This is a genomic window from Flindersiella endophytica, from assembly GCF_054779015.1.
In genome coordinates, this window is the sequence record NZ_BAAGYY010000024.1 from 377,550 (window position 1) to 392,867 (window position 15,318).

The 15,318-nt window shown below is 68.7% G+C and carries 12 protein-coding genes; 2 read left to right on the plus strand and 10 right to left on the minus strand.

Annotated elements, in window-relative coordinates; genetic code table 11:
- Nucleotides 1-3 precede the first annotated feature (3 nt).
- Nucleotides 4-1,866 (minus strand): ABC transporter ATP-binding protein, encoded by a 1,863-nt coding sequence (locus ACYVF6_RS29595; RefSeq protein ID WP_460525895.1) that lies wholly within the window; start codon nt 1,864-1,866, stop codon nt 4-6.
- A 343-nt stretch (nt 1,867-2,209) separates the two neighbouring features.
- Between ACYVF6_RS29595 and ACYVF6_RS29600 the strand changes: the two genes are divergently transcribed.
- Nucleotides 2,210-3,103: a phytanoyl-CoA dioxygenase family protein gene (locus tag ACYVF6_RS29600; RefSeq protein WP_460525896.1), complete on the plus strand. Its 894-nt coding sequence runs from the start codon at nt 2,210-2,212 to the stop codon at nt 3,101-3,103.
- A 40-nt stretch (nt 3,104-3,143) separates the two neighbouring features.
- Here ACYVF6_RS29600 and ACYVF6_RS29605 read toward each other — a convergent pair whose 3' ends face one another.
- From ACYVF6_RS29605 to dapB, 4 genes are all read right to left on the minus strand, one after another.
- Nucleotides 3,144-4,052, minus strand: coding sequence for a phosphotransferase family protein (locus ACYVF6_RS29605; protein WP_460525897.1), 909 nt, complete (start codon nt 4,050-4,052; stop codon nt 3,144-3,146).
- A gap of 32 nt (nt 4,053-4,084) precedes the next feature.
- Nucleotides 4,085-6,697, minus strand: a complete 2,613-nt coding sequence (locus ACYVF6_RS29610) for an outer membrane protein assembly factor BamB family protein (protein WP_460525898.1) — start codon at nt 6,695-6,697, stop codon at nt 4,085-4,087.
- Nucleotides 6,694-7,737, minus strand: coding sequence for a HupE/UreJ family protein (locus tag ACYVF6_RS29615; RefSeq protein ID WP_460525899.1), 1,044 nt, complete (start codon nt 7,735-7,737; stop codon nt 6,694-6,696). The genes ACYVF6_RS29610 and ACYVF6_RS29615 overlap by 4 nt, the downstream gene beginning before the upstream one ends.
- Nucleotides 7,738-7,846: 109 nt before the next feature.
- On the minus strand, nt 7,847-8,590 hold the full coding sequence (dapB, locus tag ACYVF6_RS29620) for a 4-hydroxy-tetrahydrodipicolinate reductase (RefSeq protein WP_460525900.1): 744 nt from the start codon (nt 8,588-8,590) through the stop codon (nt 7,847-7,849).
- Between the two features lie 97 nt (nt 8,591-8,687).
- Between dapB and ACYVF6_RS29625 the strand changes: the two genes are divergently transcribed.
- Entirely contained in the window at nt 8,688-9,587 is a 900-nt protein-coding gene (locus tag ACYVF6_RS29625; protein ID WP_460525901.1) for a homoserine kinase, read from the plus strand.
- A 41-nt stretch (nt 9,588-9,628) separates the two neighbouring features.
- Here the strand turns inward: ACYVF6_RS29625 and ACYVF6_RS29630 are convergent, their stop codons facing one another.
- The 5 genes from ACYVF6_RS29630 to ACYVF6_RS29650 all read right to left on the minus strand — a co-directional run bounded on the left by ACYVF6_RS29630 (nt 9,629) and on the right by ACYVF6_RS29650 (nt 15,033).
- Entirely contained in the window at nt 9,629-10,957 is a 1,329-nt protein-coding gene (locus ACYVF6_RS29630; protein WP_460525902.1) for a M16 family metallopeptidase, read from the minus strand.
- 15 nt (nt 10,958-10,972) lie between these two features.
- Complete coding sequence (locus ACYVF6_RS29635) at nt 10,973-13,189, minus strand: polyribonucleotide nucleotidyltransferase (RefSeq protein WP_460525903.1); 2,217 nt, start codon at nt 13,187-13,189, stop codon at nt 10,973-10,975.
- Between the two features lie 249 nt (nt 13,190-13,438).
- On the minus strand, nt 13,439-13,708 hold the full coding sequence (gene rpsO / locus ACYVF6_RS29640) for a 30S ribosomal protein S15 (RefSeq protein ID WP_460525904.1): 270 nt from the start codon (nt 13,706-13,708) through the stop codon (nt 13,439-13,441).
- A gap of 120 nt (nt 13,709-13,828) precedes the next feature.
- On the minus strand, nt 13,829-14,764 hold the full coding sequence (locus tag ACYVF6_RS29645) for a bifunctional riboflavin kinase/FMN adenylyltransferase (RefSeq protein ID WP_460525905.1): 936 nt from the start codon (nt 14,762-14,764) through the stop codon (nt 13,829-13,831).
- A 104-nt stretch (nt 14,765-14,868) separates the two neighbouring features.
- Complete coding sequence (locus tag ACYVF6_RS29650) at nt 14,869-15,033, minus strand: hypothetical protein (RefSeq protein ID WP_460525906.1); 165 nt, start codon at nt 15,031-15,033, stop codon at nt 14,869-14,871.
- Nucleotides 15,034-15,318: the final 285 nt, after the last annotated feature.

Genomic DNA, 15,318 nt, shown 5'->3' on the forward strand with positions numbered 1-15,318 from the left:
GGGTCAGTCCCTCCCCGCCGCCATCGCGAACCGAGCGGCCTGCAGTGTGAACAGCTCCGCGTACACGCCACCGCCGGCCAGCAACTCCTCGTGGCTGCCGTCCTCGATCACGTGCGCGCCACCGTCCGGCCGCGGGCCGAGTACGACGATCCGCTCCGCGTGCCGGACGCTGGACAGCCGGTGGGTGACCAGCAGCGTCGTCGCACCCTGCGTGACCTCGAGGCTGTGCCTGCCCAGGGGGACGACCCCCTGGAACCCCCGAAGGACCTGGTCGAACAACGCCGCTTCGGCGCGGACGTCCAGCGCCGCTGCCGGCTCGTCGAGCACCAGCACGCCCGCGCCCGTACGCAACGCGGCGAGCGCGCGGGCCAGCGCCACCCGCTGCCACTGGCCGCCGGACAGCTCGGTGCCGTCGTCGTACTCCGGCGACAGCACGGTGTCCCAGCCGAGCCGAGCCAGCAGGCCCGAGCCGCCGGCGTCGTGCAACGCCTTACGGAGCAGGGTTTCGTCGGCGTCGAAGGCGATGTTGTCGCGCAACGGCAGGTGGTAGCGCACGAAGTCCTGGAAGATCACCGCCACCCGCCGTCGGGCCGCGTCGTCGGCGCCGGGGTCCGCGCCGCCGATCCGTACGCTGCCCTCGTCCGGCCGGTACAGGCCGCACAACAGCTTGATCAACGTGGACTTGCCGACCCCGTTCACGCCGACAAGTGCGACCGACTGCCCGGCCGGGATCGTCAAGCTCAGTTGTGAGATCGCCGGCCGGCCCGGCTCCGCCGACGGGTAGGCGAACGTGACGCCCTCGAGCACCACCGACGCCGGACCGCTGCCCGCTTCGGCAGGCCGCCGGCTGTCGCCCTCTCCGCTGGTCGCCAGCGCCGGTAGGCCCTGAGCCCGGCGCAGCCGGACCAGCTCGTTCAACACCGCGGACGTACGAGCCAGCCCGCGCTGCGCGTCGTTCTGTGAACCGAACGCCGACATGGCCAGGACGGCCTGCGCGTACGTCACCAGCGCGCCCGCGCCCACGGCACCGGTCCACGCGTCGCGGGCGAGCACGCCGAATACGGCCGCGTTCACGGCCAGCGACAGCAGCAACGCGAGTAGCGGACGGCGGAGCGCGCGGGCCCGGTTGGCCCAGACCGCGCCCATCGCCTGCTGCCACGCGGAGGTGTAGCGCCCGACCAGCCAGCCGGTCAGCCCGAACAGCCTGATCTCCTTGGCCGCCTCGCTGCCGACGAGCAGTGAACGGAGGTAGTCGGCGTACCGCCGCTGGTTGCCTGTCACCTCGAGCAGGTCGTCGAAGATCGAGTTGTTCCACTGCGCGAAGACCCTGCTCAGCAGGAACCACCCGGCCAGCAACAGGATCGGTGCCCACCACCGCCAGTCGGCCAGGATCACGAACGCGCCGACGCCGCCGAGCCGGATCGCGATCAGCGTCCAGCCGCTGTGGAGGCCCGCGATGTAAAGCCAGTCGGTCGACGCCCGGGTCACCGCGGCGAGCTCGCCGGCCCGTTTGGGGTTCTCCAGATGCGCTGTGCCGTAAGGGCTTGTGCCCAGCTCCATCGTGAGGTCGAGCGTGGTCACCATGCACTTGGCCTCGACCGCGTGCGCCACTCCTGCGAGCGCCGCTGAGGCGACCGGACCGGCCACGAACGCCAGCGCCGTCGCGACCAGCCACGGCCAGGCCGCGTGCGCGTCCGGCAGGGCCGCGACCAGCCGGCCGGTCGTCAGCAGCGCGGTCGTACCGGCGCTTGCGACGAGCACCGTGAGGCCGAAACAGACCAGGGACAACGCGGGTGCGCTACGCCAGAACAGCCGGGCGTAGAGGAGGTAACGGTGGAGAGTGCCGAAGCGAGAAGAACGCGGCATGCCACAACCCTTCAATCGGTGTGTGGCCGCCAACAGCTCGCGGGGCGGCGGTCGTCTCGGTAAGACGACCCGCAGAACGCGACGATTGTGGCACGGGGCATTTCGGGCCCGCAAGCCGTTTGCTCCGCCCGGCTAGGTTGCGGAATGTTCCAGTTACCGAAACCAGGGGAACCGTCGTCCGGGACGCGACCGCGAGAGGGGCGACGACAGGTGCGTACGGCATCTCGTTCGGCGCGCTGTTCTGACGAACAACGGACAAACTGTCTCGCCTGGCGAGACCAGCACGCCCTTTTCCGTAGGCGAACTAGCGTCGATGGGTGACCGCATGCGAAGGGACGTTGCCGTGAGCTCTCGCTATCAGGTTCTCACCGACGAACAGGCCGAGCATTTCCTCCAGTATGGCTACGTCGTCATCCACGACTGCTTCACCGAGGAAGCGGCCGCCGCGCTCACCGGGTCGATCTGGACACGACTCGGCTACGACGCGGACGACAAGTCGACGTGGGTGGAACCGTCCATCCACATGCCGACCCGCAGTCGCTTCGACATCAAGGACTTCGCTCCGAAGGCCTGGCAGGCCGCGTGTGACCTGCTGGGAGGCGAGGAGCGGATCGAGCAGCCGTTCAACTGGGGCGACGGTTTCATCGTCAACCTGCACCAGGGCGCGGAACGGCCGTGGGAGCCGGCGTCGCCTCAGTCGCCGGGGTGGCACAAGGACGGCGACTTCTTCCGGCATTTCCTCGACTCGCCCGAGCAAGGGCTGCTGACACTGGTGCTCTGGTCGGAGGTGGAACACCAAGGCGGCGCGACGTTCGTGGCTCGCGACTCCGTGGGGCCGATCGCGCGTTACCTCGCCGACCATCCGGAGGGCGTGCTGCCGACGGAGTTCCCGATCTCGGACCTGGTCGGGCAGTGCACGGACTTCGCCGAGGCCACCGGCCGGATCGGCGACGTGTTCCTGCTGCACCCGTACATCCTGCACGCGAAGGCCCAGAACGTACGCCGGCTGGCGCGGTTCATCACGAACCCGCCGGTGCATCTCAAGGAGCCGATGCAGTTCAACCGCGCGAACCCCGACGACTTCTCGCTGGTGGAGAAGGCCGTGCTGCGTGGGCTCGGCGTCGAGCGCTACGACTTCCGGCCGACAGCCGACCGCGAAGCCGTCGTGCCGGAACGGGTACGCCGGCAGGAGCGCATGAAGGCCGAGGAGGACGCCCGGCTGGCCGCCGCGCCCTAGGCCGTGTCCTGACCCCTGCGAGGGACAGAAGAACGCGTCGTCAGGTGAGTGCCGCGATCGCCTGCCGCAGGAAGGTGTCGCGGCGGTCGTTCAGCGTGTCGGCGGTCAGGTCGGTGCGGCCCTGGTCACGGATGACCGGCTCGAACAACGCCATGTCCCCTGGCATGTTCAGCGCCGCCACCGCATCCCAGTACGGCAACGCCTCCGCCGTGCAACCGGTCGCCTGCTGCCAGCCGTCGAGCACCAGGTCCTCGGCTCCGGACCCGTAGAGCAGCACCGCGTCCAGCCGGAGCGCCGCCAGGTCGAGGCTGGGATGCCCGACCCCCGCCATGTCCCAGTCGATGATCCCGGACACGGATCCGTTGTGCCACAGCAGGTTTCCCTGCCAGAGGTCACCGTGCACCAGCACCGGGTCGCCGTCCGGCGTCGGCAGTGCCTGGATCCGTTCGTCGGCCGCGGCCAGCAGCGGCGTCGTCGGATCCGTGCCGTCCCGGCGGCCGGCGGCGAAGTCGCTGGCCGAGATGGGTCTGGCGCGCAGCGGAAGCTCCGCGCTCGCCGCCACCGCGATCGTGCGCAGCGGGGCGATGCACGCGCCGGTCGCCCGCAGCCGTTCGGGCGCTGCCTCCACGGGGATCTGGCTGCTGCCCGGCACGACCGTCTCCAGCAGCACCGGTTTGTCGACGTACGTGCCGTCCAGATCGGAGGCGAGCAGCCGCGGCGCGGGGATGCCGCGCTCGCTCGCCAACGACAGGGCCGCGACCTCGGTGCGGAAGCCCGCCGGATCGTCGGGATGGCCGAGCTTGAGCACAGCTTCGCTGCTCCGGCCGCCGTCGTCGATCGTCACGAGCCAGGGATTGCTCCCCTCGCGCAGGCCACGCTGAACCGTGACGGTCGCATCCGGGCCGACCGCCGCGGCGGCCCAGCGTAGTAGTGGTTCGAGGTCCACCATGCGCCGAGCCTATCCGCGGCCACCCGTCGTCGCTATCGCTTTGTGGTGAAGGCGTAGAGGTTGCCGTCCCACGCGCCGACGAGCAGGGTGTTGCCGGAGATCGCGGGCGGGGATGCCACCCAGGTGCCGATCGCATAACTCCATACGATCTCGCCGTTGGCGCGGTTCAGGCCGTAGACCTTGCCGTTGTTGGACCCGATGTAAACGGTGTCGCCGCTGATCGCCGGAGCGGACAGGACTCCACCCAGGTAAGGCTTTCCGGGCATCCGCACGCTCCACACCACCGCACCGGTCGCCGCGTTGAGCGCGGTCACGCGGCCGTCCGGGAAGCCGAGATAGAGCGTGTCACCCACGACAGCGGGCGCCGAGGGCGTCGCGTTGCCAGGGATGTACGACGCGTCCGGGCTGGCGTAGGTCCACAGGTTCGCCCCCGTGGCCGCATCACGCGCGACGACCCGGTTGTTGGACGCGATGAACACCCGTCCACCGGCCGCCACCGGCGCGCCGTCCTGCCAGCCACCGAGCACGTTCGTGCCGGCCCACTGCTGCTGGCCGGTGTCGACGTCGTACGCGATCACCCGGTCCGCGGTCTCGTTGCCAACGTAAACGTGACCGTCGGCGATCGCCGGCGTTCCGTCGCTCATCGTGGCGCCGCTCATCGGCGACTCCCACACCGTCGTGCCGGTCTTGGTGTCGAACGCGGCGAGCAGGCCGCGGCTCGCCTTGCCGTGCCTGGTTTGGTACGGCCAGAACACCTTGCCCTCGAAGACCGCAGGCGAGTAGTAGGAGTACGAACGCAGGCGGTTCGGTGCCTCCGGCTGGTCCGGCACACGCTGCCACCGCAGCTGACCGGTCTTGGCGTCGAACGCCTGCAACATTCCGTTGAGGTTGGGCGCGAACACCAGACCGTCGGCTACCGCGGGAGATCCGTGCACGGAGTCGGCAGTCTTCGCCTGCCAGAGCCGCCGGCCAGTGCGCAGGTCGACGGCGTGGATCGCGTTGTTTCCAAGGTCGTTCTCGTCACGCGTACCAACATAGGCCACACCACCGACAATCACCGGCGAGCCGGTGAGGATCGTCCCCGGCGTACGGTAGGTCCAGGCGAGCCCCAGATCCGGCTTCAGAACATCGCCGCTCACCCCGCTGTGTGCGGCATCGCCGTGGAACTGCGGCCAGTCCGCCCCGGCCTGGATCGTCGCAGGCGCCTGGCTGGTAAGGGTGAACGTCGCCGTGCTGCTCCACTTCGCTCCGCCGTCGGCGACCGCCTCGACCACGATCGTGTGCTTGCCCGGCGCATAGCCGCCGCTGCCTGCGTACCACGTGAAGTCGCCGGACCTCATCATCGGCTTCCACCGGCTGGATCCGTCCATCCGATAGCGGACGAGCTTCACCTCATCGGCCGTGTGATACGCGTTGACCTGGATCTCGTCGAACCCCCGCGCGGAGATCTCGCTGTTGGGTGCCGGACTCGTCAACGTCAGCGACTTGTCCACGCCGTACATCCGGAACGGGTTGCTCGAGCCGTTGTCCCACAGGTGCACGTAGCGGAAGCCGCGCGGGCTGTGGTCGATCGTGTAGGAGCTGGAGTTGGTCTGGACGTGCCGCGCGCCCTTCACGAACGTCCTGTCGGTCTGGTTGGAGTGCTCGTGCCCGACCAGGATCAGCTCGGTGCCGTACTGCTCGAGCAGCGCGGAGTACGCGTCGTACGTCGACGGCGAGCCGAACGGCACGTTCATCGGCTGGTGCATCAGCACGACGACCCGCTTGCCCGCGGCGTGCGCGGCCAGGTCGTCCCGCACCCAAGCGAACTGCTCCTCGAACGGCGCACCGCCGTTGTTCTCCAGCACGAGGAAGTGCCGGTTGCCGTAGTCGAACGAGTACCACTCCGGCCCGACATACTTGCGATAGTTGTCGATCCGCGACTGGTACGTCGGCTCGCCGCCGCCCCAATACTCATGGTTGCCGACGGCCGGCCACACCGGCAGCGCGGACGCGGCCGTGGCGTTGCGGTAGTACGCGAACTCCGCCTCCGTCGCGTTGTTGGTCAGGTCGCCACTCACCTGGACGAACGCCAGGTCCTGCGACGTGGAGTTGATCTGCCGCAGCTGGTCCGCCAAGTCCGGGTTGACGTGGGTGTCGGCGACGTTGGCGAACGTGAAGTTGCTCCCCAGCGACCGCTTGTCGGCGACCAGCGCGAAGTCCGCCTGCGCCTGTGCGCCATCAGTCAGTTGGCCGAGGTTCCGGTAGAACTGCGGCGTCTTGTACTGGTCGGTCGGCACCGCGAAGCCGGCCGGCTTGGTGATGTAGACGATGTCGGTGATGCGGCGTTCGATGTCGATGTCCAGCGCGTAGCGGCCGTCGTTGCCCGTTCGTACGGTCCGCACGCCGTCGGAGACGGTCACACCGGCCACGCCGGGCTCGCCGGCGTCGCGGGTTCCGTCGTTGTCCCTGTCCTGGAAGACGATGCCGCCGACGTTCGCGGCAGCCGGGTCGATCGCACGCGCGACCATCGGCTGGAGCGGGACCGCGATGGTGACGGCGGCCAGCGCGACCGTCACGGCGGCGGCCGCCCGGCGTACCGATCTCGGCACGTTCAGCGTTCCGAGGCCACGCGGCGGAGCCGTAGAGCTCAACACAGCTTTCATGCGAATATCCTTTGGACGAACCAGACGAGCCCGAACAAGGCGGCCAGGCCGGTGGCGGCAAGGTGAACCGCCGCCGACCACGACAGCCGGCGCAGCAGGAGAAGCAACGGGAAGACCAGCACGATGACGATCGCCTGGCCCACTTCGATCCCGAGGTTGAAGCTCAGCAGCGAGCCGAGCAGCCGAGGGCTGAGATCGTCGGTGAAGCTCAGCGTCCCGGCGAATCCGAGCCCGTGCAGCAGGCCGAATCCGAACACCACGGCCAGCCGGTGCCTGGACTCGCCGCCGAGGATGTTCTCGACGGCGACGTACGCGATCGAGAGCGCGATCAGCGGCTCGACGATCTGCGCGGGCACGTTCACCCAGCCGAGCACGCCGAGCGCCAGCGTGACGCTGTGGGCCAGCGTGAACGCGGTCGCGACTTTCACGACGCCGCGGAACGTTTTCGCGCCGAGCAGCAGCACGATCACGAACAGCACGTGGTCGATGCCGCCGACGATGTGCTCGACGCCCATCGTCAGGAATCGCAAGCCGGCTTGGAGAAAGCCGGTCCGGCCGGCCTCCAGCTCACGATGCGCGGAGTCGAAGACGTACGTGCCGGAGCGCCCGCCGAGCTCGTAGTCGGCGAGGTTGGTGTATTCGTCGACCACGGCGTCGGTCTCGGTGAACAGGTCGTAGCGGACGAGGTAGGACCCGCTGCCCTCGCCGGGGCAGGCGTAGTCGAGAACGCTGGTGGCGTAGACGACCTCCTGCCGCTGCTCGACGCCCGTACGGGTCAGCGCCGGCTCGCAGACGATGCCGTCGAGGCTGACGGTGACGCGTTCGGTCAGGTAGCTCTCGAGCCGGCCGCGGCCGGCTGCGTTGGCGAGCAACTGCTGCTCGACCCTGAGCTCGATGCGGATGTCGTGCCCGTGTTGCCGGATGACCGACGTGCCCTCGGTCGTACGAACGTGCGCGGACGCCGGGGACGCCATCGTCCACCCGGTGAGGACGAACAACGCCAGCCCCAGGACTGCCGCACCCAGCCTGCTCGCTCGCACGCCCGGAAGCTTCGCGGACCGGGCGATCGAATCGCTGTCCACGACATGATCTGACTGGTACAGCCCAGTGAAATCTACGGGTCGAGCGGTCCGCTTCCGGACATCGGCTTCAGAGGTAGTGCTCCAGGCCGACGGTGAGCCCTGGTGCGTTGCCCACGTTGCGAATCGCCAGCAGGACGCCGGGCATGAAGCTCGTTCGGGCCAGCGAGTCGTGCCGGATGGTCAGCGTCTCGTCGTGGCCACCGAACAGCACTTCCTGATGGGCGACCAGGCCGGACAACCGGATGCTGTGCACGCGTACGCCGTCGACGTCGGTGCCGCGGGCGCCCGGCGCCTCCTGGCTCGTCGCGTCGGGCATGTCGCCGAGGCCGGCCTCCCGGCGTGCGTCGGCGATCATCGTGGCCGTCCTTGCCGCGGTGCCGGAGGGCGCGTCGGCCTTACGGGGATGGTGCAGCTCGACGATCTCGGTCGAGTCGAAGTACTTCGCTGCCTGCTCGGCAAACCGCATCATCAGCACGGCACCGATCGAGAAGTTCGGAGCGACCAGCACGCCGACGCCTGCCGCGCGTTTGGTGTCGAGCCAGCCCTGGACTGTCGCCAGCCGGTCCTTGGTGAGGCCGGAGGTGCCCACCACACAGTGGATGCCCTGCGAGACGCAGTAGTCGATGTTGTCCATCACCGCATCAGGCGTCGTGACGTCCACCGCGACGTCGACGGCGTCGCCGCGCAGCTCGGACCGGCTGTCGCCACGGCCGACGGTCGTCGCCAGGACGAGATCGTCGGCGCCCTCGACGGCGCGGCAGATCTCCGTGCCCATCCGCCCGGCCGCACCGAGCACACCCACGCGGATCACTCCGCACCTCCTCGCACCAGCTGCGCTTTTTCCGTGCCTTTTCTATCCTGTCGCTCTCGGCCGCTGACGGCGGGTGGGCTCACTAGACTCGCGTCGCATGACCGACCCGGCCGGCTTGGCGGCACTCGTGGCGCGCGACTACGACCTCGGCCGGCCCGGCGACTGCCGGCTGCTGAGCAGCGGCATCAACGACGTCTTCGGTGTCCTGGTCGAAGGAGCCTCCTACGCGCTGCGCCTGCAGCCCGTCGAGAAGTGGTGGGTGCCCGGCGAGGGCGCCCTGCGCTTCGAGCTGGACCTGCTCACGCACCTGAACGCCAACGGACTGCCCGTGTCGTACCCCATCCCCCGCCACAACGGCGACCTGCTCGGCAGGCTTCGGACGTCCGCCGGTGAACGCTTCTACTCGCTCTTCTCCTGGGCGGCCGGCGAGCCACCCGAGCCGCTGACCGCCGAACACGTGCATGTCGTGGGGCGCGTGCTCGCGGAGATCCACCTTGCCGCCGAGTCGTACCGGACCGGCCACGACCGCTACCGGCTGGACACCCGGACGCTGCTCGACAGGTCGCTGCGGGTGTTGGCGCCGGCCCTCGGATCGGCCGAACCCGAGCTCGCCGGCTACATCCGGTCGGAGGTGGCGCGGCTCTCCACCCGGCTACGGGAGTTCGATCCGGGCCCGCACGGATGGGGCGTCATCCACGGCGACGTCCAGCCGCTGAACTACCACTTCACGCCGGCCGGCCAGATCACGTTCTTCGACTTCGACCACTGCGGTTTCGGCTGGCGGGCGTACGACGTCGCGATGTACTACACGCGGTTGGCCGAGGAGTTGAGAGCGCCGATGCTGGCTGGTTACCAGGCCATCCGGCCACTGAACGCTGCCGAACTGCGCATGCTCCCCGACCTCGGCAAGGTCGCCTGGATCAAGGAGCGGACGATGGTCGGCGACGGCATGCCGCCCGCCGAGCTGGCCGCGGAGTTGCGTGCCCTGGACGGGTAGCCGCGCCCTGACCCGAACCGATCAGGTCAGGTCAGGTCAGGTCAGGCGACCGCCTGGCTGAAGCGGTCCGGCCCGTCGAACGGACCCACGACAGCGAGGGAAGGCTGGATGCTGTCGAGCAGGTCGCGGGCCACCACGCGTACGTCGTCGAGGGTGACGGCGTCGATGCGGGTGAGGATCTGGTCGAGCGACAGCAGGTCACCGTAGACCAGCTCGGCCTTGGCGAGCCGGCCCATCCGCGAGCCGGTGTCCTCCAGGCCCAGCACCGTCGAGCCGCGCAACTGTCCCTTGCCACGGGCGAGCTCCGCGTCGGTGATGCCGTGCTCCGCGATCTTCGCCAGCTCCTCCCGGCACAGCGACAGCACGTCGTCGACCTTGGCCGGCTGGCAACCGGCGTAGACGCCGATCATGCCGGTGTCGGAGTAGTTGGAGGCGAAGGAGTAGACGGAGTACGCCAGCCCGCGCTTCTCGCGGACCTCTTGGAACAGCCGGCTCGACATGCCACCGCCGAGCGCGGCGTTCAGTACGCCGAGCACGAACCGGCGGTCGTCCGTACGTGCCAGTCCCGGCACGCCGAGCACGAGGTTGACCTGCTCGGTCGGCCGTTCGAGCACGCTGACGACACCCCGCGACGCGGCCGGCACCGTGCCACCGATCCGAGGCGCCTGCGGCGACTCCGAGCCGTCGAACCCGGCCCGCTCGAACGCCTTGGACACCAGGCGTACGACCTTGTTGTGGTCGACGTTGCCGGCGACCGCGACGACCAGCGCCGACGGCCGGTAGCGCCGCTTGTAGTAGCCGTGGATCTGCTTACGGGTCAGTGCGTTGATCGACGAGACCGATCCGACGATCGGACGTCCGAGCGGCGAGTCGCCCCACAGCCCCGACGCGAACAGGTCGTGCACCGCGTCGGACGGGTCGTCCTCGTGCATGGCGATCTCCTCGAGGATCACGCCACGCTCGCTGTCGACGTCCTCCGGCGCGATCAGCGCGGAGGTGATCATGTCGCACACGACGTCGGTCGCGAGCGGAAGATCGTTGTCGAGTACCCGCGCGTAGTAGCAGGTGTATTCCTTGCTGGTGAACGCGTTCATCTCGCCGCCCACCGCGTCGATCGACGCTGAGATGTCCAGCGCCGACCGCCGCTTGGTGCCCTTGAACAGCAGGTGTTCGAGGTAGTGGCTCGTGCCGGCGAGTGACGGCGTCTCGTCCCGCGAGCCGACCGCGGCCCAGGCACCCAGGCTCACCGACCGGACCTGCGGCATCGCTTCCGTGATGATCCGCAGGCCGGACGGGAGGATGGTGCGGCGGACGAGTCCGCCGTCACCCTCGCGTAGCAGTGTTTGCGTCGTACGTCGGCTCGTGCCCACCAGGCGAGCCCCTGTCTATTCGGATTCCTGCGTGGATTCCTGCTTGGATTCCTCGGTGACCGGAACGAGCGACAGCTTGCCGCGGTCGTCGATCTCACCGATCTCGACCTGGATCTTGTCGCCGACCTTCACGACATCCTCGACGTTCTCCACGCGCTTGCCACCGGCCAGCGCGCGCAGCTTCGAGATGTGGAGCAGGCCGTCCTTGCCCGGCACCAGCGAGACGAACGCACCGAAGTTGGTCGTCTTCACCACGGTGCCGAGGAACCGCTCGCCCACCTCGGGCATCGTCGGCGTCGCGATGCCGGCGATGGCCGTGCGGGCCGCCTCGGCGGACGGGCCGTCGGTCGCACCGATGAAGATCGTGCCGTCGTCCTCGATCGCGATGTCGGCGCCTGTGTCGTCCTGGATCTGGTTGATGACCTTGCCCTTCGGCCCGATCACCTCGCCGATCTTGTCGACCGGGATCTTCATCGTGATGATCCGCGGAGCGTACGGCGACATCTCGCCAGGCGCGCTGATCGCCTTCTCCATGACCGACAGGATCGTGAGCCGCGCGTCCTTGGCCTGGTTGAGTGCACCGGCCAGAACGTCGGACGGGATGCCGTCGAGCTTGGTGTCGAGCTGCAACGCGGTCACGAAGTCCTTGGTGCCCGCGACCTTGAAGTCCATGTCGCCGAACGCGTCCTCGGCACCGAGGATGTCGGTCAGCGCGACGTACTCCGTCTTGCCGTCGACCTCATCGGAGACCAGCCCCATCGCGATGCCCGCGACCGGCGCCCTCAGCGGCACGCCCGCGTGCAGCAGACCCAGCGTCGAGGCACATACCGAAGCCATCGAGGTGGAACCGTTGGAGCTGATCGCCTCCGACACCTGGCGGATCGCGTAGGGGAACTCCTCGCGAGCCGGCAGCACCGGGAAGATCGCGCGCTCGGCGAGCGCACCGTGGCCGATCTCGCGGCGCTTGGGCGAGCCCACGCGGCCGGTCTCGCCGGTGGAGTACGGCGGCATGTTGTAGTTGTGCATGTAGCGCTTGGTCTGGTCCTCGGCCAGCGTGAGGCCGACCCGCTGCTCCATCGAGAGCATCGCGAGCGTGGTGATGCCCACGACCTGGGTCTCGCCGCGCTCGAACAGCGCCGAGCCGTGCACCCGCGGCACAATGCCGACCTCGGCCGCCAGCGGCCGGATGTCGGTCAGGCCACGGCCGTCCATGCGGATCTTGTCGCGCAGCACGCGGTCGCGGATGAGCTTCTTCTGGAGCGACCGGAACGCTGCCGACAACTCCTTCTCGCGGCCCTCGAAGTCGGCGCCGATCCGCTCCGTCATCGCGGTCTTGATCTCGTCGAGCTTGCCCTCACGGTCGGCCTTCGAGGCGATCGTGAGCGCCTCGGCCAGGTCGTTCTTGACCGCGCCCTCGACGGCGGCGAAGGCGTCGTCTTCGTAGTCGAGGAAGACCGGGAACTCGCTGGTCGGCTTCGCGGCCAGGTCGGCAAGCTGCGACTGCGCCTCGCAGAGCGTCTTGATGAAGCCCTTCGCGGCCTCGAGTCCCTGGGCGACGATCTCTTCAGTCGGCGCCTGCGTGCCGCCCTGAACCAGGCTCCAGGTGTTCTGGGTGGACTCCGCCTCGACCATCATGATCGCGACGTCGCCGCTCTCGACCACCCGGCCCGCGACCACCATGTCGAACACGGCGTTCTCGAGCTCGCTCACGGTCGGGAACGCGACCCACTGACCCTCGATCAACGCGACGCGAACGCCGCCGATCGGGCCGGAGAACGGCAGACCGGCCAGCTGGGTGGAAGCGCTGGCGGCGTTGATCGCCAGCACGTCGTAGATCGCGTCGGGGTTGAGCGCGAGGACGGTCACGACGACCTGGACCTCGTTGCGCAGGCCGTGCACGAACGACGGCCGCAGCGGGCGGTCGATCAGCCGGCAGGTGAGTACGGCGTCGACGCTCGGCCGGCCTTCGCGGCGGAACACGGAGCCGGGAATCTTGCCGGCGGCGTAGCCCTTTTCCTCTACGTCGACGGTGAGCGGGAAGAAGTCGAAGCCCTCCCGCGGGTGCTTGCCGGCCGTGGTCGTCGACAGCACCATGGTGTCGTCGTCGAGGTAGGCCGCGACCGAACCACCGGCCTGGCGAGCGAGGCGTCCGGTCTCGAACTTGATCCGTCGAGTACCGAAGCTGCCGTTGTCTAGGGTCGCCTCTGCGACCTGGATACCGGGACCCTCCACTGGGTGCCCTCCTTCTGCGTCTTATGTCCATCTCGCAGGCGGGTGGCGCGGAGGTGCCGGTCTTCGATCGAGACCCACGGACTTGTCCGTACGAACGACGGATCGGGTCCGGAGGCCACTACCGAGGACCGGCGAGAGTCTTCGCGCGCTGGTCCGCTGCTGCGCTATCGAGTTGTTGCCCGCGAGAACACTCGCGGTAACAGACCGGGAGCGGCGGCCCTGGTCAAGGGCTGCCGCTCCTGGAAGTTGTTATCGCCTGAGGCCAAGGCGTTCGATCAGCGAGCGGTAACGCCCGATGTCGACCTTGGTGAGGTAGTTGAGCAAGCGGCGACGTTGCCCAACCAGGAGGAGCAGACCACGACGGCTGTGGTGGTCGTGCTTGTGCTCCTTGAGGTGCTCGGTCAGGTGGCTGATCCGGTGAGAAAGCAGCGCGACCTGCACCTCGGGCGAGCCGGTGTCGCCGTCATTGGTCGCGTACTCAGTGATGATCTTCTGCTTGGTCGCAGCGTCGAGCGACACGGTTCTCCCTCTAGTTTATGGTCGTTGCGCGGCGCTCCAGGGCTGGTTCACCTGGGCACTATGGATCCGCGGCCGAACGTACGGCAGCTAGAAGGGTACCAGGGCGGTGCTACGGGGTCGTCACGCCCCGTTGAGAGTGGTGCGTACACGGTCCTTGTCGCGTTCGACGGCCTCGATCAGGCCCTCGAGCGAGTCGAAGACAAGCTGACCTCTGACGTATTCGACGAACTCGATGACCACGGGGACGCCGTAGAGCTCCAGGTCGTCGCGGTCGACCACGTGGGCCTCGATGACCCGCTCGTGCGGGCCGAACTGGGGCTTCGTACCGACGGAGATGGCGGCGGGGAGGCGCTTGGACGCCTGGTCCGCCCGCGTGAGGTAGCCGGTGTAGACGCCGTCCTTCGGGAGCGCGAGCTTGCCGTCGGCGGGGACGTTGGCGGTGGGAAAGCCCAGCTCACGGCCGCGCTGGTCGCCGCGTACGACGGTGCCTTCGACCCGGAACAGATGGCCGAGGATGTCGGCGGCGGCCTTCACGTCACCGTCTGAGAGCGCCTGGCGGACCGACGTCGAGGACCAGTGCGGGTCGCCGGCGTCGCGGTTGACGGCCTCGACCTCGAAGCCCAGCTCCTGGCCGAGGCGGCTGAGCAGGCCGACGTCGCCGCTGGCCTTGAACCCGAACCGGAAGTCGGTGCCGACGACGACGGCCTTCGGCCGCAGCGCGCCGGCCATCTCGCGGACGAACTCCTCGGCGGGCTGCTGGGAGCGCTCCTTCGTGAACGGGAGCACCAGCACAGCATCGACGCCCTGCTCCTCGAAGAGCGCGACCCGCCGGTCGAGGCTGGCCAGGGCGGGTGGCACCGCGTCCGGGCGTACGACAGAGGCCGGATGGGGGTTGAACGTGACCACAACCGACCGGGCCTGATGGGCGGTTGCCAGCTCGATCGCGCGGGCGATGACCCGCTGGTGGCCGAGGTGTACGCCATCGAAGACCCCGAACGTGACCACGGAGGGGCCGGTGTGAGGCGGCACCTCGGTCACATCGTTCCAGCGCTGCATCGGATCCTTCCGTGGACGCCCGTCTGGCACTCTTCCGGTCAAGGGTGCCAGACGGCGGCGACGCTCTGGTTACGAAGGGCCGGAGACCTCGATCACTTCCGTGCTCACCTGGTGATCACGGACTCCATCGCCACGACGCCGAGCTCTGTTCTCGAGGTAAGGGTGAACGGGTCGAGCTCGCCGCTCAGACAGAGCCAGACGGGCATTCCGATCACGCCCTTGGAACCAGGCGGAGGCGCCATCCCGATGTCGGGGCCGGTGAGCTGCATGGCCTGCACCGCGCGGCGAGCGAGCTCCTCGGGGTGATGACCTCCCGTGGAGGGGTGGCACGCCATTCCCGGCATTTCTCGTTGGTGCCGCCGATGTCGCGGCAGTTGTCCTGGTGCATGTTGATCCGAGGAAGGCAGTACGGCTCGTAGGCAACGGTTGTAGGCCGCCGTCGCGGCGTCAATCGCCTTTTGCTCCTCGTCGGAGGCGGTTGGCGTGGGCTGGGTGTCGGGCTTGGTGAGGTTGTCTTGGCGGGCGTCGTCTCGTCGATGGTGCCGCCTTCTGGC

What these genes read in the sequence shown, in the direction of transcription:
- ACYVF6_RS29595 (WP_460525895.1), bottom strand. Translation starts at nt 1,866, where the DNA reads ATGCCGCGTTCTTCTCGCTTCGGCACTCTCCACCGTTACCTCCTCTAC.
- ACYVF6_RS29605 (WP_460525897.1), bottom strand. Translation starts at nt 4,052, where the DNA reads ATGGTGGACCTCGAACCACTACTACGCTGGGCCGCCGCGGCGGTCGGC.
- ACYVF6_RS29650 (WP_460525906.1), bottom strand. Translation starts at nt 15,033, where the DNA reads ATGCAGCTCACCGGCCCCGACATCGGGATGGCGCCTCCGCCTGGTTCC.
- ACYVF6_RS29645 (WP_460525905.1), bottom strand. Translation starts at nt 14,764, where the DNA reads ATGCAGCGCTGGAACGATGTGACCGAGGTGCCGCCTCACACCGGCCCC.
- ACYVF6_RS29610 (WP_460525898.1), bottom strand. Translation starts at nt 6,697, where the DNA reads ATGAAAGCTGTGTTGAGCTCTACGGCTCCGCCGCGTGGCCTCGGAACG.
- ACYVF6_RS29625 (WP_460525901.1), top strand. Translation starts at nt 8,688, where the DNA reads ATGACCGACCCGGCCGGCTTGGCGGCACTCGTGGCGCGCGACTACGAC.